The following is a 15,694-nucleotide window of genomic DNA, read 5'->3' as shown; positions in this document are numbered from 1 at the left end:
AGAATCACACACCATTTGCCCGCGAACCCGCGGGCATCGGATCAACCTTTCAGCCCGGCCTCGGCCTCGATCTGGCGGCGCGACTTGCGGGCGCGCTCGGTGGCCGATTTCAACTGACCGCAGGCGGCCATGATGTCCTCGCCCCGCGTCTTGCGGATGGGCGAGGCATACCCGGCCTGATAGATGATGTTGGCGAAGGCCCGGATCCGGTTGTTCGAGCTGCGCTTGTAGGGCGCGCCGGGCCACTCGTTGAACGGGATCAGGTTGATCTTGGCCGGAATGTTGTGGCGCTTGATGTGATCGATCAGGCGATGCGCGTCCTCGTCGCTGTCGTTCACGCCGTCCAGCATCACGTATTCAAAGGTGATCCGCTCGGAATTCGACGCGTTGGGATAGCTGGCCAGCGCCTGCAGCAGTTCCTCGATGTTCCAACGCTTGTTGATCGGCACCAGATCATCGCGCACCTCGTCCGTGGTGGCGTGGAACGAGATCGCCAGCAGGCAGCCGATCTCTTCCGCCGTGCGGGCGATTTCGGGCACCACGCCCGAGGTCGACAGGGTGATCCGTCGGCGCGACAGGGAAATGCCCTCCGGGTCCATCGCGATCTTCATCGCGTCGCGGACGTTTTCGAAATTGTAGAGCGGCTCACCCATGCCCATCAGCACGATGTTGGACAGCAGGCGCGTCTCGTTCTTGGGCGCGCCCGGGGTGGGCCATTCGTCCAGATCGTCACGCGCCATCATCACCTGACCGATGATCTCGGCGGCGGTCAGGTTGCGTACCAGCTTCTGCGTTCCGGTGTGGCAGAACGAACAGGTCAGCGTGCAGCCCACCTGCGAGGAGATGCACAGCGTACCGCGATCCTCTTCGGGGATGTAGACGACCTCGACCTCGTGCCCACCGGCGATGCGCACCAGGTACTTGCGGGTACCATCCTCCGACACCTGGCGGGTAACCACCTCGGGAATTTCGATCACGAAATTCTCGGCCAGTTGCGCGCGATAGGCCTTGGCCAGATTGGTCATCTGGTCAAAGTCGCGCACGCCCCATTGATAGATCCACTGCCAGATCTGGTTCACCCGCATCTTGGCCTGCTTTTCAGGCGTTCCATGTTCGATCAGAACCTCGCGCAACCGGTCGCGGGTCAGACCGACAAGGTTGATCTTTCCCTCGGGCAATTTGCGGGGAATGGTCATGACATCCTGGGTGATCGGCGCTTTGGCGGACATGGCGGTTCTCGGGCGTTCTGGCTTGGGATGCGCCTCTATATAGGAACGCTGCCAAAGATCAAAAGGATTCGTGAGAACCTGTCGGAATGTCAGTCGAGGAACCGCAACAGCTCGGTGACACGGGCCCGCCCCAACTCGACCCGGCACGAGGTGATCGCAATGCCTGTTCCGGACCCACCACCAAAAGACGCGCCAACTGCTTCGCATTGCGCATCGCGGTAAGTCTTCCAGGCCTCTTGAGAAGTTTCAAGCGCTGGCAAAGCAACAGCCCGACCTGTCACTTCGTCCAGTTCCTTCGCCGCATCGACCGCGAACCCAAAGGCCTCGACCAAAGCGGCCTCCACATTGGTTTCGGCCCGACCGACGCATGTCCCGATCTCGACCTGAGATCCGGCATCGGCACATTCCAGCGCAGGGTCTGCAAATGCCGATACCGGAAGAAGAATTGCTGCCCAAACCCAACGCATGTCCGTCTCCTCGCCTGTCTACCCACGGTTTCAAACAGACCTTAGCACAGCCGTCCGGCTTGGGCACGATTTAGGTGCAGCGGGCGATCACACCCCGGCTGGCGGGATGTAGCAGTCCTCGGCATCCAGTGTCTTGACCGGATCATTCGGGCCGCATTGTTCGCCCGTGACCGGATAGGTTTCGGTGGATTTCTCGCACGCGCTCAGAGTTGCCGCTGCAACAATCAGAACCGCGATAAGGGGTTGGGTCGACATGTCTGGACTCCTTCTTCGTTGTCTGAACCGATTGGTTCAGAAATCGTGTCCGTCAGCCTTGATGCGGATCAAGTTTTGGTGCCGACGTTGCGTAAACGGATGGCACAAAAACGCAAAACCCCGCCGTTTGGGCGGGGCTTGAGATCTGGACGGGTTGGGCAATTACTTGGTGCAGCGCTTCTCGGCGTCTTCGATGGCTGCGGTAAAGCCCAGCAACGAGAACGTGTCCTTGGTCTGGGTGCCGCGTTCGGACCGTGCGGTCAACACGGCCTCGGTCCCGCGCTTCATCGCCGTGACGATCTTGGCATCATCCGCGGCGCTGGCGGGCCACGCCCACTCGCCCTCGGTGAACAGTTCGAACTCGGACCCGTCGATTTCCAGATTCACCGTGGACCCGGGGGCGAATGGGTAGCCTCCGGTGAATGTCACCTGACCTTTGACCTCGGCGTTGGGGCGATAGAACACGAACAGCAAAATGTCGCTGCGACGCACCGATACCACACGGCCACCGCGGGTATTCACGGTCTCCTTGGGGGCGGATACGCTCCAGCACTCGGTCGGATCGTCTTCGACGAACACGCTCCAATCAGTCTGAGCGGACACACGGTTCGTACTGGTCGCCTGCTGGGCGATCGCTGTCGTGGCCATCCCTGCCACACAAAGGCCCGCGCATACGCGGGCGAGCATTGTTTTCATTCGTTCAGCCTCCTGGCTCGACCCACACCTCAACTCCATCCCGGAAGGCCGCGAACCCTGACGGTCCGTCTGTTGCAGTTGCGCATCCGGATGATTGCCGACATACACACACTAACGCAGGTTTCGCCACAGGCGAAAGGGCGATTGGCAGAATTTTGCGCACATTCCGGAGGGACGACATGACGCAGCCAGTACCGATGACCGAACTGTGGCGCGGACCGCTGTTGGAGAGCCTTCATCTGGGCCATGCGGTGATCTGCGACGACAGCGGTCAGATCGTGCGCAGTTGGGGCGATCCGAACGCGGTGATCTATCCACGGTCGTCGGCCAAGATGATCCAGGCGCTGCCGCTGATCACTTCCGGCGCGGCGGCCAAATTCGGGCTGGGCTCCGAGCATCTGGCGCTGGCCTGCGCCTCGCACAACGGCGCGGCGATCCATACCGAGCGCGTGACCGCCTGGCTGGATCACCTGGGCCTGTCCGAGCCCGATCTGCGCTGCGGCCCGCAGGAGCCGGCCGACATGGCCGCACGCGACGGCCTGATCCTGGCCGATGACACGCCCTGCCAGATCCACAACAACTGCTCGGGCAAGCATTGCGGGTTCCTGACCCTGGCCCGGCACATGGGCGCAGGCCCCGAATATATCGAGATCGACCACCCCGTGCAGCAGGCCTGCCTGACGGCCTTCGAAGAGACCACGGGCGAGGACAGCCCGTGCTATGGTATCGACGGCTGCTCGGCGCCCAATTTCGCCACTTCGCTGGTGGGGCTGGCGCGGTCGATGGCGTGGTTTGCCTCGGCCGGCCACCGGTCGGACCGGGCCAGCGACGCGGCCCTGCAATTGACCCGGGCGATGGTCACCCACCCCGAGCTGGTGGCCGGCGAAACCCGCGCCTGCACCGAACTGATGCGCGCGATGAACGGCCGTGTCGCGATCAAAACCGGGGCCGAGGCCGTGTTTGTCGCGATCATCCCGGAAAAGAAGATGGGTGTGGCGCTGAAGATCACCGATGGCACCACCCGCGCCAGCGAGTGTGCCATCGCCGCCATTCTCGTCAGCCTCGGCGTGCTCGAGGCCGATCACCCGGCCACGCGCAAATTCATGAACGCCACGCAATACAGCCGCCGCGGGCTGGAATGCGGCGTGATCCGCCCCGCGCCGGGTTTCCCCGGCTGAGGGTCACATCTCGATCTCGTGGATCTCGGCCACCTCGACCGAGCCCGAGCCGTTGACCACCATGGGGCAGCCCTTGGCCATCTCGGTGGCGGCTTCGATGCTGTCGGCCTTGACGACCGTAAAGCCTGAGGCCGGGTTCGGTCCGCCATTGTCGGCCACGCCATCGGCGCTGACAGTATGGGACTGGCCCACCGGGTTGCCGGGGATTTCCAGCGCCGGCCCCATGTTCTGGAACCACGCGCCCCAGGCGGCCATGGTGGCTTCGATCTCGGCCGGGTCGGTCGGCGTGGTGCCGCCGTGATAAACAAACAGGTACTGAGGCATTTTCTGGTCTCCCTTTTGGTCAGACGGGGTTGGCAAGCCGTGCTTCCAGCTTGCGCAGCGACGAAGTCCAGCCGCTTTCATGATTGGCCGAGACGTCGTCATCGCCCAGATCGCGGTGGTCGAGGATCAGGCGCGCTCCGGTGTCGGTCGGCTCGACCGCCAGCGTCACATGGCTCTCGGCGCCGCGCCGGTCGTCGTCGTCATGCCAACCCCAGGTGAACCCGACCGAGTTCGGCGGGTCCACATGGGTCACATGCCCGGACACCTTGAACCGCTGCCCGTCGCCATTGACCATGACCGAATACCACGGGCCAAGGCGCGAGAAATCCAGATCGTGTTCCGGCACCTCGACCCCTTCGGGGCCCCACCACTGCAACAATCTGGTTCCGTCGCTGATCCAGGCGAACAGGGTTTCGGCGCTGACCGGAAAGTCACGCACCAGCTTCAGGTCGGCCATGAGCTTTCCTCCTGCAGAATGTCGCCCAGGCGGTCCAGACTGGCCTCCCAGAACTGGCGTTTGGAGATGGTCCATTCGGCAATCGCCCGCAGACCTTCGGGGCGGATCGAATAGATGCGCTGGGTGCCGTTCACGCGCTGGTTCACCAGCCCGGCCTGCCGCAGCACCTTCAGGTGCCGGGATATGGCCGCACCGGACATGCCCTTGCCTTGGGCAAGGTCGCCTGCGGGCAGTTCGCCCTGATCCATCAGTTGTTCAACGATCGTGAATCGGGTCGGGTCGGACAGGGCCGAAAAGGCATCGAGCAGCGTGTTCATGCCCATTGATTAACATGAATGTTAAACAATGGAAACCTGAAATCGTCGGATCAGCCCTGCGCAAAATCCGATCGGGCATATCCCTGCAGATACAGCAGCGCGGTCAGGTCGCCATGGTTGATGCGCACGTCGCATTGCGCGGCGACCGAGGGTTTGGCGTGCAGGGCCACCCCCGTCCCGGCGCGGTCCAGCATGCCCAAATCGTTCGCACCGTCGCCCACGGCAATCACCTCGGCCTCGGAAATGCCCAGCCGGGCCGAGATCTGTTCCAGCGCCTCGACCTTGGCCTGACGGCCCAGGATCGGGCGCTGCACGTCACCGGTCAGTTTGCCGTCCGCCGCCAGCAACGTGTTGGCGCGGTTCTCCTCAAAGCCCAGCAGCTCGGCCACGCGGGCCGTGAACGCGGTGAACCCGCCCGAGACCAGCGCGGCATAGCCGCCATTGGCCCGCATCGTCGTGACCAGTTCGCGGCCGCCCGGCATCAAGGTGATGCGCTGGTTCAGCACCCGGTCGATCACCGACACGTCCAGCCCCTTCAGCAGGCCCACCCGCTCGGTCAGCGCGCCTTCGAAATCCAGTTCGCCATTCATGGCGCGGGCGGTGATGTCCTTGACCCGCTCGCCCACCCCGGCCTCGTCCGCCAGTTCGTCGATGCATTCCTGCTGGATCATCGTGCTGTCCATGTCGGCCAGCAGCATCTTCTTGCGGCGGCCCTCGGCCGGCTGCACGACCAGATCGACGCCCAGTTTCTGTAAATCGGCCCAGACATCCCAGCGGTTGGCCGGAACCGCCGGCAGGGCAAATTCGGCCGCCTCGTCGGGGCTCAGCCACTGGATGTCGCCCCCGCCCCAGGCATTGCGCAACGAGTCGATCAGCGCCCCGTCCAGCGACGGCGTCTTGGGGTTGGTCAACAGAGTGGCAACGTACATCTTGATCCTCCGGCAGCCTGCCCTGCGCATATCGCAGGCGCAGCATTTCCGCCAGAGGCCAATTCCGCGCCGCTAGCCCAGAATGCCTGGCAGGCGCAGGCCGTGTTCGCGGGCGCAGTCCTTGGCGATGTCATACCCCGCATCCGCATGGCGCCACACGCCCGAGGCCGGGTCGTTCCACAACACCCGCTCGAGCCGCCGCGCGGCGTCCTCGGTGCCGTCGGCGCAGATCACCACGCCCGCGTGCTGGCTGAAGCCCATGCCGACCCCGCCGCCGTGATGCAACGACACCCAGGTCGCGCCGCTGGCGGTGTTGATCAACGCGTTCAGCAGCGGCCAGTCCGACACGGCGTCGGACCCGTCCAGCATCGCCTCGGTCTCGCGGTTGGGACTGGCAACCGAACCGCTGTCGAGGTGGTCGCGTCCGATCACCACCGGGGCCTTCAGCTCTCCATTCGCGACCATCTCGTTGAAGGCCAGACCCGCGCGGTGCCGGTCGCCCAGCCCGATCCAGCAGATCCGCGCGGGCAAGCCCTGAAACGCGATCCGGTCGCGGGCCATATCCAGCCAGCGATGCAGATGCTCGTTCTCGGGGAACAACTCCTTCATCTTGGCGTCGGTCTTGTAGATATCCTCGGGGTCGCCCGACAGCGCGCACCAGCGGAACGGGCCGATGCCACGGCAAAACAGCGGGCGGATATAGGCCGGAACGAAACCGGGAAAGGCAAAGGCGTTCTCCAGCCCCTCGTCCTGCGCCACCTGACGGATGTTGTTGCCATAGTCCAGCGTCGGCACGCCCGCGTTCCAGAAATCGACCATCGCCGCGACATGCTGCTTCATCGAGGCTCGCGCAGCCTTTTCCACCGCTTTAGGGTCTGTTTCCCGCTTTTCGCGCCACTGCGCCATGGTCCAGCCCAGCGGCAGATACCCGTTGATCGGGTCATGGGCGCTGGTCTGGTCGGTTACGATGTCAGGGCGCATCCCGCCGGCGGCCATGCGGCGGTAGATCTCGGGAAAGATCTCGGCCGCATTGCCCAGCAGACCCACGGACTTCGCCTCGCCCGCCTTGGCCCAGCGGTCGATCATGGCGAGCGCCTCGTCCAGAGTTTCGGCCTTTTCATCCAGGTATTTGGTGCGCAGCCGGAAATCGATGCTGTCGGGGTTGCATTCCACCGCCAGACAGCAGGCCCCGGCGAAGACTGCCGCGAGGGGCTGTGCTCCGCCCATGCCGCCCAGCCCCCCGGTCAGGATCCATCGGCCGGTCAGGTCGCCGCCATAGTGCTGGCGCCCGGCCTCGGCGAAGGTTTCATAGGTGCCCTGAACGATGCCCTGCGTACCGATATAGATCCACGACCCGGCCGTCATCTGGCCGTACATCATCAGGCCCTTCCGATCCAATTCGTTGAAATGGTCCCAGGTCGCCCAATGCGGCACGAGGTTGGAATTGGCGATCAGAACCCGCGGCGCGTCCTTGTGAGTGCGGATGATCGCCACCGGCTTGCCGGACTGCACGATCAGGGTCTCGTCGGTCTCGAGATCCTTCAAACTGGCCACGATAGTGTCGAAATCCTTCCAGGTCCGCGCTGCGCGACCGATGCCGCCATAGACCACCAATTCGTGCGGATTTTCGGCCACGTCGGGGTGCAGATTGTTCATCAGCATCCGCAACGGGGCCTCGGTCAGCCAGCTTTTGGCATTCAGCTCCGGCCCGGTCGGCGGAAAGACGTCACGGGTGTTCTTGCGCGGGTCACTCATTTCGGGGCTCCTTTTTCGGCCAGCGCGCCCGACAGGGCCAGGGCGCGCAGGCGGTCAAGCATCTCTTTCAGGTGCGGGCGCAGGCGTTCGGCCCGGTCCGCGCGCCAGGCCCAGGTCGGCGTCTCGTCCATATAGGCGCGTTGGGCGATCTCCATCTGGATCGCATGTATGCCCTTGTCCGGGCGGCCATAGTGCCGGGTGGTCCAACCGCCCTTGAACCGGCCGTTCAGCACCGCGGTACAGCCGGACGCCTGAGCCACGGCGTCCACCGCATGCGCGACCTCGGGTGCGCAGGTGGTGCCGTCATTGGTGCCCGTGTTGAACACCGGCAACTCTCCGTCGAACAGGAAGGGGATCAGGGACCGGATCGAGTGGCAGTCGAACAGGATCGCCACGCCATGCCTGGCCCGCACCCACTCCAATTCTTCCTGCAACGCGGCGTGGTAGGGGGCGTGGAACTTCTCGCGCCTCTCCTCGATTTCATCTTCCGACGGCTCCTGCCCTTCCAGCCAGATGGGTTGCCCGTCGAAATCGGTCAGCGGCACCAGGGTCGTCGTGTTCTGCCCCGGATAGAGCGACTGACCTGCAGGGTCACGATTGGCGTCGATCACATAGCGGTGCACGCGGGACTGAACCACCGTCGCATCGCCCAATAGCCCTTTATAGAGCCTATTTATGTGCCAATCCGTGTCCGCCAACGCCCGGCCGGTCTGGTTCAGGCGCGCATGGATCTCCTCGGGCACGAAGGTTCCGCCATGCGGTTGGCCCAGCACGATCGGGCCCGGCCCCCGCTGCACCTCGACCACGGTCATGCCGTCACCTCCGGCAGCGGTACGCCCAGCGCCTCCAGCATCGCGCCGCTGGCCATAAGATCCTTGGCCTGCTCCAGTTCCGGGGCCAGGTACCGGTCCTCCGCCAAAGGCGGGATATCGGCGCGCAGCCGCGCAATCACCCGCTGCAAGGGCGCGCTGGTGACCAGCGGGGCGCGGAACTCGACGCCCTGCGCGGCGCAGAGCAGTTCGATCCCCAGAATATGGTTCAGGTTTTTCACCATGCGCGTCAGACGCCGCGCCCCATGGGCGGCCATCGAGACGTGATCTTCCTGGTTGGCCGAGGTGGGCGTGCTGTCGGTGACGCACGGATTGGCCAGATGCTTGTTTTCGCTCATCAGCGCGGCGGTCGTGACCTCGGCGATCATGAAGCCGGAATTCAAGCCCGGGTCGGGGGTCAGGAATGGCGGCAGATCGAAGCTGAGCGTCGGATCCACCATCAGCGCGATCCGGCGTTGCGCGATGGCCCCGATCTCGGACAGGGCCAGCGCGATCATGTCGGCGGCAAATCCCACCGGTTCGGCGTGAAAATTGCCGCCCGAAACGATCATGTCGGGATCGGACAGCACCAGCGGGTTGTCAGTGGCCGCGTTGGCCTCGGTCTGCAGGGTGGCGGCAGCCTGCCGGATCACGTCCATCGCGGCACCGGTGACCTGCGGCTGGCAGCGAATGCAATACGGATCCTGCACGCGGCTGTCGCCCTCGCGATGGCTTTCGCGTATTTCCGACCCCTGCAACACGGCCCGCATGGCGCTGGCGACCTCGATCTGGCCGCGATGACCGCGCAGGGCATGGATCTCGGGTTGCAGCGGCGCGGTGGAGCCCATGATGGCATCGGTCGAAACGGCCGAAACGGCCAGCGCGTTCTGCGCCGCGCGCCAGCCTTCGAACAGGCCCGCCAAGGCGTAGGCCGTCGAAAACTGGGTGCCGTTGATGAAGGCCAGGCCCTCTTTCGGCCCCAGTTGAGCAGGCTCTAACCCTACCTTTTTCAAGGCCTCGGCGCCCGGCATGACCGTGCCGTCCAGTTCGGCTTCGCCTTGGCCGATGACCACCGCCGTCATGTGGGCCAGCGGCGCCAGATCACCCGAGGCCCCCACCGAGCCCTGCGCCGGGATCACCGGGGTCACGCCACGGGCCAGCATCTGTTGCAGCAGGTCCACCAGCGCCCACCGCACCCCGGATGCGCCGCGCCCGAAGGACAACAGTTTGAGCGCCATCATCAGGCGCGCCAACCGCCGCGGCACCGCCGGGCCGACCCCGCAGCAATGGCTGAGGATCAGGTTGCGCTGCAGCGCCGAGGTATCCCCGGCCGCGATCTTGAGGCTGGCCAGCTTGCCGAAACCGGTATTCACGCCATAGACGGGCTGGTCACCGGCGGCGGCCTCGGCGATGCGGGCGGCGGCGGCCTCGACAGCCGGGCGACAGCCCTGGTCCAGAACCACTGGCGTTTCGTTCCAGTAGATGTCCGCCAGTTGGGCCAGCGAGACCTGCCCCGGAACCAAGGTCAGAGCGCTCATGCCTCCCCTCCGAAAATGCGTGCGTGCAGCGGGTTGAACCCGATCCGATAGGCCAGCTCGGCCGGGTGAGAGACGTCCCACACGGCCAGATCCGCCCGCTGCCCCGGCGCTATCGTGCCGGCATCGGTCAACCCAAGCGCGCGGGCGGCATTGCGGGTGACCCCGGCCAGCGCCTCGGCCGGGGTCATGCCAAACAGGGTACAGCCCATGTTCATCGTCAGCAGCAGCGACGTCAGCGGCGAAGACCCCGGGTTGCAGTCGGTGGCCAGGGCCATCGGCACCCCGGCCTTGCGGAACAGGTCGATCGGCGGGGCCTGCGTTTCCCGCAACGTGTAGAATGCCCCGGGCAGCAGAACCGCAGTCGTTCCAGCCTCGGCCATGGCAGCCACGCCGGCGGCGTCCACATACTCGACATGATCGGCTGACAGGGCGCCGTAGGACGCGGCCAGCCGGGTCCCGCCGAGGTTCGACAATTGCTCGGCATGCAACTTGACCGGCAGCCCCAAATCACGAGCGGCGTCGAACACCCGGGCGATATGCACGGTGTCAAAGGCGATGCCCTCGCAGAACCCGTCGACTGCGTCGACCAGCCCCTCGGCATGGGCCGCGCGCAGGGTTGGGATGCAGACCGTGTCGATATAGGCGTCCGCGCGCCCGGTGTATTCGGGCGGGATCGCATGCGCGCCCAGAAAGCTGGTCCGGACCCGCACCGGGCGCTGCTTTGCAATTTCCCGGGCCGCGCGCAACATGCGCAGCTCGGTGTCCTGATCCAATCCATAGCCGGACTTGATTTCAATGCAGGTCACACTCTCGGCCAACAGCGCGTCTATGCGAGGCAGCGCCTCTTCGATCAGGTTCTGAATACTGGCGGCGCGTGTGGCGGTGACCGTCGACAAAATTCCCCCGCCGGCGCGGGCAATCTCCTCGTAGGTTGCCCCGTTCAGCCGCAATTCGAACTCAACCGCCCGGTTGCCCCCGAAAATCGCATGCGTGTGCGGATCGATCAGGCCCGGAGTGATCAACCGATCTGCAAAATCGACGATCGGCCAGTCGGCGTGATCCGGCGGCAGATCTCGGTGCGGTCCGACCCATTGGATCCGGCCCGACGAAACAGCAATCGCCGCGTCTTCGACCAAGCCATAGGACGCAACCCCATCCGCCATGGTTGCGATCCGCCGACAACAAATCACCGAATTTCTGGTCATCGCGATTCTTTTGGACTCCCCTCGGGTTTCAATTTTTCGTATACGTGTAAAAAATTAAAGTCTACACAAAAAGAAACGCCGATGCAGATCCACGCCAAAACCGCCTTGTTAGGCTCTGACTGGGTTTCAGACCTGCGGGTCGAAACTGCGAATGGCGTCATCACCGGATTGGAGACCGGTGCGAGTCCGCAGTCGGCCGACACCTGTGTTGATGTCCTGCTGCCAGCCTTGTCGAACCTGCACAGCCACGCGTTTCAGCGCGCTATGGCCGGTATGACCGAGTTTCGCGCAGCCGGGCGGGAAAGCTTCTGGTCCTGGCGAAATCTGATGTACCGCTTTCTGGACAGGTTGACGCCCGAGCAGATGGAGGCCATCGCCGCGCTGGTGTTCCTTGAGATGCAGGAGGCCGGATATGCCGCAGTCGGGGAATTCCACTATGTGCATCACCAGCCCGGCGGCGCGCCCTACGACCAGCTTTCCGAGCTGAGCCAGCGTATCTTCGCAGCAGCTTTGCGTGCGGGAATCGGTCTGACCCATTTGCCGGTTCTCTATTCCTACGGCGGCGTCCGCCAAGAGCCCCTGTCTGGCGGCCAGCTGCGGTTCGGCAATGACGTGGACCGGTTCACGGACCTGTATCACGAGTGCTGGTCGGCTGCCGCAGATCTTGCCGCGGACACGGTGGTCGGCATCGCGCCGCACTCGTTGCGCGCCACCTCACCCACGGACTTGGCCCTGCTGCTGGCGCAGGTTCCGGAGGGTCCGGTTCACATCCATATCGCCGAACAGGTGAAAGAGGTCGAGGACGTGCAATCCGCTTTGGGCCAACGCCCGGTCGCCTGGCTTCTGGACAATGCCCAGATCGACTCACGCTGGTGTCTGATCCATGCCACCCAGATGAACGACGCCGAAACACGCGCTCTGGCGCGTTCGGAGGCCGTGGCCGGCCTGTGTCCGATTACAGAAGCCAACCTGGGCGACGGGATCTTCAACGGAGTGCCCTACCTTGACGCTGGAGGACGGTTCGGTGTCGGGTCAGACTCCAACGTGCGGATTTCTCTGCCAGAGGAGTTGCGCAGTCTGGAATATTCCCAGCGCCTTCGCGACCGATCCCGCGCGGTTCTGGCGGCAGCCAACGGTTCCGTAGGACATGCGTTGTACACCGGCGCGGCACAAGGCGGGGCGCAGGCTCTGGGCCGCAATGCCGGAGAGATCGCGGTCGGCAAACTGGCCGACCTGGTGGCGCTTGACCGGTCGCACCCAACGCTTTGCGCGCTGGCGGATCATCAGCTTCTGGCCGGCTTGTGCTTTGCCGCACCCGATGGTCTGGTAACGGATCTGTGGTCGGCAGGCCGTCATATGGTGCGGGATGGCAGGCATATTGCGCGCGAGACGATAATCAGAGACTACAAAGCCGCGATTGCAGACCTGTTGACCGACGTCTGAACCGGCAAAGAACTGAGTTGAGATCAAGATGACCCAGACCGCTGACACGACCGGCTACAAGGAAATCAAGCAGACTGTGCTTGACCGCATCCGCTCGGGCCAGTGGCTGCCAGACATGTTGCTGCCCAACGAACAGGACCTTGCGGTCGAGTTTTCCTGCACGCGTACAACGGTCAATCGGGCGCTGCGCGAACTGGCCGAGGAAGGATTTCTGGAACGTCGCCGCAAGGCCGGTACCCGGGTGCTGAGCGCGCCGCAGAGACAGGCCCGGTTCACAATCCCGCTGGTCCGGGAAGAGGTCGAGGCTCTGAGCGGCACCTACCGCTATGCACTTGTCTCAGCCCAAGCCGAACAGGCGCCCGACTGGCTGGCCGCGCGGCTGGCGATGGGATCGGATCGGCGGGTGATGCATGTTCGGTGCATGCATTTTTCGGACAACGCCCCGTTTCAGTTCGAGGATCGCTGGATCGTTACGGCCAGCGTTCCGGCTGTCGAACAGGCTGATTTCTCGACGCTGGGACCCAATGAATGGCTGATTCAGACGGTCCCCTTCACCAATGTCGAGTTGTCTTTTCTGGCAAGCCGCGCCGATGCCGAACTGGCCGGGTTTCTGGACGTAACGGTTGGCGAGCCGGTCTTTACCGCGGAACGTATCACCTGGTTGCAAGGCAGCCCGGTTACCTTCGCCAAGATGTATTTCGCGGCCGGCTACCGGATGACCACCCGGTTCTGACGCTGTCCGGGCCTTTACCGCGGCCCGAATCCGGTACAGGTTCGCCTTGACCGAGCAACGGCAACACGGAGAACGGGATGAGCAACCCGCTATACGATCGACTTTTCGGCATTCACGCGGGTAAGACAACGCCGTTCCTGCATCTGCCGGACGGACGCGTTCTCACACATGCCGATTTCCTGGACATGGCGGCCCGGATCGCCAACGCTTTGACGGCCTGCGGACTGGAACCGGATGACCGCGTTGCGGTGCAGGTCGCGAAATCGCCCGAGGCGCTGGCGCTTTATGCAGCCTGCGTTCAGGCCGGGCTGATATTTCTGCCGCTGAACACCGCCTACACGACAGACGAGCTGCGGTATTTCATCGAAAACAGCGGTGCTCGGATGGTTGTCGCGGATGCCAATTCACAAGCCGATATCGAGCCGATTGCCCAAGCGCAGAATGCAATGCTCGAAACCCTGAACGCGGACGGTTCCGGCAGCCTGATGCGGCGCGCACTTGGGATGTTGCCAGCCTTCGAACCCGCGCATAGGACCGAGGATGACCTCGCAGCTTTCCTTTACACATCGGGCACCACCGGGCGGTCCAAGGGTGCAATGCTGACGCAGGCGAACCTGCTGTCGAATGCCGAAACGCTGGTGCAGGAGTGGCGCTTCACCGCGGACGACGTGTTGCTGCACGCGCTGCCGATCTTTCACACCCACGGCCTGTTCGTGGCCACCAATGTCATGCTGTCGGCCGGTGGATCGATGATCTTTCTACCGGGCTTCGATCTGGACGACATCCTGCGCCTGATGCCCAAGGCCACCTCGATGATGGGGGTGCCGACCTTCTACACCCGGCTTCTGGACGACGACCGGTTCACCGGAGATCTGACCCGGCACATGCGGCTGTTCATTTCCGGCTCGGCGCCGCTGCTGGCCGAAACCCACACGCGGTTCGAGCGACGCACCAGTCACCGCATCCTTGAACGCTATGGCATGACCGAGACCAACATGAACACCTCGAACCCCTATGACGGCGAACGTCGGGCCGGAACCGTGGGCTTTTCGCTGCCGGGGGTCGAGTTGAAGATCACCGACCCCGAAACGGGCGATCCGCTGCCGCAGGGCGAGATCGGCATGATCGAGGTGCGCGGCCCGAACGTGTTCAAGGGTTATTGGCAGATGCCCGAGAAAACCGCCGCCGAACTGCGCGAGGACGGGTTCTTCATCACCGGTGATCTGGGCCGCATCGACGCGGACGGCTATGTGCATATCGTTGGGCGCGGCAAAGACCTGATCATCTCGGGCGGCTACAACATCTATCCCAAGGAAGTCGAGCTGGTTCTGGATGACCAGCCCGGCGTGCTGGAAAGCGCGGTGATCGGCGTACCGCACCCGGATTTCGGGGAGACCGTGCTGGGCATCCTGGTGCCCGAGGCCGGCGCGGCGCCGGATCTGGATGCGATCATGGAGGCGGTGAGCCAAAGCCTTGCCCGTTTCAAAAATCCCCGCAGGCTGATCCTGCTGGACGAACTGCCGCGCAATACGATGGGCAAGGTGCAGAAAAACGCCCTCCGCGAGGCCTACAAGAACATGTTCGCAGGCGGCTGATCAGGGGCGCAGCGGCACGCGTCCGGCTTCGGTCAGCAGCCAGCAGTCGCGCCCCTCGAACACGGCAACCCCGGTTTGGCGGCCATAGCCCGCGCCGCTGTCCAGGTTGATGCGGTTCCCGAAATGGGTGGGGCGGTCCACGACCGTGTGGCCGTGCACGATCAGCTTGGAGTGCGGGGTTTCGCAGGCGTGAAAGCTCTGACGGATCCAGACCAGATCGTCCTCGGCCTGCGCGCCTAGCGGCACGCCCGGCCGGATGCCAGCGTGGACAAAGGCAATCTCGGGGGTCTGATGCATCCGCACCAGGTCGCGCAGAAAAGCCTTGTGCGCGACCGGCACTGCCGCAACGGCCGCGCGATGCACATCCTGAAGGCGGGTGCGATCTTCGAATTCGACACCATAGCTGCGCAGGGTTTCGGTGCCGCCCAGCCGCTCGTGCAGCCAGTGGTAGCCGACCAGAAGATGCGGATCATGGCGCGGCTCATCCTGCAGGAACCACGCGAACATCCGGTCATGGTTGCCCAGCAGCGTGACCCAGTTCCGCCCGGCGTCGCGCCCGGCAATCAGCCGGTCCAGCAGGCCCTTGCTGTCGGGACCGCGATCGACGTAGTCGCCCAAAAACACGATCCGCGCCTCGCGCCCACCATCCCGCTCGATCAGCGACAGGGCGCGGTCGAACTCGGCCGTCTGGCCGTGCAGATCACCGATGGCGTAGATGGGCGCGGTCATGTCCATGTCTCCGTTCCAGGCGGGGTTGGATTTGC

At 64.1% G+C, this 15,694-nt stretch carries 17 protein-coding genes; 4 read left to right on the top strand and 13 right to left on the bottom strand.

The window, feature by feature from the left end; all coding sequences use genetic code 11:
• Positions 1-41: 41 nt before the first annotated feature.
• From rlmN to ACR0IR_RS12770, 4 genes are all read right to left on the bottom strand, one after another.
• The gene (gene rlmN, locus ACR0IR_RS12785) at positions 42-1,229 is read right to left on the bottom strand and encodes a dual-specificity RNA methyltransferase RlmN (RefSeq protein WP_170364200.1); all 1,188 of its coding nucleotides are present in this window, start codon (positions 1,227-1,229) and stop codon (positions 42-44) included.
• A gap of 89 nt (positions 1,230-1,318) precedes the next feature.
• Positions 1,319-1,696, bottom strand: coding sequence for a lysozyme inhibitor LprI family protein (locus ACR0IR_RS12780; RefSeq protein ID WP_170364199.1), 378 nt, complete (start codon positions 1,694-1,696; stop codon positions 1,319-1,321).
• Between the two features lie 87 nt (positions 1,697-1,783).
• Positions 1,784-1,951 (bottom strand): hypothetical protein, encoded by a 168-nt coding sequence (locus tag ACR0IR_RS12775; RefSeq protein ID WP_170364198.1) that lies wholly within the window; start codon positions 1,949-1,951, stop codon positions 1,784-1,786.
• A gap of 162 nt (positions 1,952-2,113) precedes the next feature.
• A complete protein-coding gene (locus tag ACR0IR_RS12770; protein WP_170342134.1) occupies positions 2,114-2,647 on the bottom strand; it encodes an invasion associated locus B family protein in 534 nt (177 codons plus the stop codon).
• 179 nt (positions 2,648-2,826) lie between these two features.
• On the opposite strand from ACR0IR_RS12770, the gene ACR0IR_RS12765 reads away from it, so the two are divergent.
• Positions 2,827-3,825 carry an asparaginase gene (locus ACR0IR_RS12765; RefSeq protein WP_170364197.1) on the top strand — a complete coding sequence of 333 codons (999 nt, stop codon included), beginning with the start codon at positions 2,827-2,829 and terminating at the stop codon, positions 3,823-3,825.
• 3 nt (positions 3,826-3,828) lie between these two features.
• Here ACR0IR_RS12765 and ACR0IR_RS12760 read toward each other — a convergent pair whose 3' ends face one another.
• From ACR0IR_RS12760 to hutI, 8 genes are all read right to left on the bottom strand, one after another.
• The gene (locus ACR0IR_RS12760; protein WP_170364196.1) at positions 3,829-4,149 is read right to left on the bottom strand and encodes a YciI family protein; all 321 of its coding nucleotides are present in this window, start codon (positions 4,147-4,149) and stop codon (positions 3,829-3,831) included.
• 19 nt (positions 4,150-4,168) lie between these two features.
• On the bottom strand, positions 4,169-4,606 hold the full coding sequence (locus ACR0IR_RS12755) for an SRPBCC family protein (RefSeq protein ID WP_170364194.1): 438 nt from the start codon (positions 4,604-4,606) through the stop codon (positions 4,169-4,171).
• Positions 4,594-4,923, bottom strand: a complete 330-nt coding sequence (locus ACR0IR_RS12750) for an ArsR/SmtB family transcription factor (RefSeq protein ID WP_170364192.1) — start codon at positions 4,921-4,923, stop codon at positions 4,594-4,596. Before ACR0IR_RS12750 ends, ACR0IR_RS12755 begins: the two co-directional genes overlap by 13 nt.
• A 50-nt stretch (positions 4,924-4,973) precedes the next feature.
• Positions 4,974-5,852 carry a phosphoserine phosphatase SerB gene (serB, locus tag ACR0IR_RS12745; protein WP_170364190.1) on the bottom strand — a complete coding sequence of 293 codons (879 nt, stop codon included), beginning with the start codon at positions 5,850-5,852 and terminating at the stop codon, positions 4,974-4,976.
• A gap of 72 nt (positions 5,853-5,924) precedes the next feature.
• Positions 5,925-7,607: a urocanate hydratase gene (hutU, locus tag ACR0IR_RS12740; protein ID WP_170364188.1), complete on the bottom strand. Its 1,683-nt coding sequence runs from the start codon at positions 7,605-7,607 to the stop codon at positions 5,925-5,927.
• Positions 7,604-8,419 carry an N-formylglutamate deformylase gene (gene hutG, locus ACR0IR_RS12735; RefSeq protein ID WP_170364186.1) on the bottom strand — a complete coding sequence of 272 codons (816 nt, stop codon included), beginning with the start codon at positions 8,417-8,419 and terminating at the stop codon, positions 7,604-7,606. Before hutG ends, hutU begins: the two co-directional genes overlap by 4 nt.
• On the bottom strand, positions 8,416-9,954 hold the full coding sequence (hutH, locus tag ACR0IR_RS12730) for a histidine ammonia-lyase (RefSeq protein WP_170364185.1): 1,539 nt from the start codon (positions 9,952-9,954) through the stop codon (positions 8,416-8,418). Before hutH ends, hutG begins: the two co-directional genes overlap by 4 nt.
• A complete protein-coding gene (hutI, locus tag ACR0IR_RS12725) occupies positions 9,951-11,159 on the bottom strand; it encodes an imidazolonepropionase (RefSeq protein ID WP_480779122.1) in 1,209 nt (402 codons plus the stop codon). The genes hutH and hutI overlap by 4 nt, the downstream gene beginning before the upstream one ends.
• An 81-nt stretch (positions 11,160-11,240) precedes the next feature.
• Here hutI and ACR0IR_RS12720 point away from each other — a divergent pair, with 81 nt between their 5' ends.
• The 3 genes from ACR0IR_RS12720 (at position 11,241) to ACR0IR_RS12710 (ending at position 14,930) form a co-directional block, all read left to right on the top strand.
• Positions 11,241-12,602, top strand: coding sequence for a formimidoylglutamate deiminase (locus ACR0IR_RS12720; protein ID WP_170364183.1), 1,362 nt, complete (start codon positions 11,241-11,243; stop codon positions 12,600-12,602).
• A 28-nt stretch (positions 12,603-12,630) separates the two neighbouring features.
• The gene (locus ACR0IR_RS12715) at positions 12,631-13,335 is read left to right on the top strand and encodes a GntR family transcriptional regulator (RefSeq protein WP_170364182.1); all 705 of its coding nucleotides are present in this window, start codon (positions 12,631-12,633) and stop codon (positions 13,333-13,335) included.
• Positions 13,336-13,412: 77 nt separating this feature from the next.
• Positions 13,413-14,930 (top strand): malonate--CoA ligase, encoded by a 1,518-nt coding sequence (locus ACR0IR_RS12710; protein ID WP_170364181.1) that lies wholly within the window; start codon positions 13,413-13,415, stop codon positions 14,928-14,930.
• On the opposite strand, the gene ACR0IR_RS12705 is transcribed toward ACR0IR_RS12710, so the two are convergent.
• Positions 14,931-15,659: a metallophosphoesterase gene (locus ACR0IR_RS12705; RefSeq protein WP_170364180.1), complete on the bottom strand. Its 729-nt coding sequence runs from the start codon at positions 15,657-15,659 to the stop codon at positions 14,931-14,933.
• Between the last annotated feature and the right edge of the window lie 35 nt (positions 15,660-15,694).

The organism is Ruegeria sp. CF2 (assembly GCF_056537385.1).
This window is presented reverse-complemented; position numbering and strand designations above follow the sequence as displayed.

Coding starts and splice junctions, on each gene's coding strand:
- hutG (WP_170364186.1), bottom strand. CDS start 8,419: ATGACCGTGGTCGAGGTGCAGCGGGGGCCGGGCCCGATCGTGCTGGGC.
- hutU (WP_170364188.1), bottom strand. CDS start 7,607: ATGAGTGACCCGCGCAAGAACACCCGTGACGTCTTTCCGCCGACCGGG.
- ACR0IR_RS12720 (WP_170364183.1), top strand. CDS start 11,241: ATGCAGATCCACGCCAAAACCGCCTTGTTAGGCTCTGACTGGGTTTCA.
- rlmN (WP_170364200.1), bottom strand. CDS start 1,229: ATGTCCGCCAAAGCGCCGATCACCCAGGATGTCATGACCATTCCCCGC.
- ACR0IR_RS12760 (WP_170364196.1), bottom strand. CDS start 4,149: ATGCCTCAGTACCTGTTTGTTTATCACGGCGGCACCACGCCGACCGAC.
- serB (WP_170364190.1), bottom strand. CDS start 5,852: ATGTACGTTGCCACTCTGTTGACCAACCCCAAGACGCCGTCGCTGGAC.
- ACR0IR_RS12715 (WP_170364182.1), top strand. CDS start 12,631: ATGACCCAGACCGCTGACACGACCGGCTACAAGGAAATCAAGCAGACT.
- hutH (WP_170364185.1), bottom strand. CDS start 9,954: ATGAGCGCTCTGACCTTGGTTCCGGGGCAGGTCTCGCTGGCCCAACTG.
- ACR0IR_RS12780 (WP_170364199.1), bottom strand. CDS start 1,696: ATGCGTTGGGTTTGGGCAGCAATTCTTCTTCCGGTATCGGCATTTGCA.
- ACR0IR_RS12705 (WP_170364180.1), bottom strand. CDS start 15,659: ATGACCGCGCCCATCTACGCCATCGGTGATCTGCACGGCCAGACGGCC.
- ACR0IR_RS12770 (WP_170342134.1), bottom strand. CDS start 2,647: ATGAAAACAATGCTCGCCCGCGTATGCGCGGGCCTTTGTGTGGCAGGG.
- ACR0IR_RS12755 (WP_170364194.1), bottom strand. CDS start 4,606: ATGGCCGACCTGAAGCTGGTGCGTGACTTTCCGGTCAGCGCCGAAACC.
- ACR0IR_RS12765 (WP_170364197.1), top strand. CDS start 2,827: ATGACGCAGCCAGTACCGATGACCGAACTGTGGCGCGGACCGCTGTTG.
- ACR0IR_RS12750 (WP_170364192.1), bottom strand. CDS start 4,923: ATGAACACGCTGCTCGATGCCTTTTCGGCCCTGTCCGACCCGACCCGA.
- ACR0IR_RS12775 (WP_170364198.1), bottom strand. CDS start 1,951: ATGTCGACCCAACCCCTTATCGCGGTTCTGATTGTTGCAGCGGCAACT.
- hutI (WP_480779122.1), bottom strand. CDS start 11,159: ATGACCAGAAATTCGGTGATTTGTTGTCGGCGGATCGCAACCATGGCG.
- ACR0IR_RS12710 (WP_170364181.1), top strand. CDS start 13,413: ATGAGCAACCCGCTATACGATCGACTTTTCGGCATTCACGCGGGTAAG.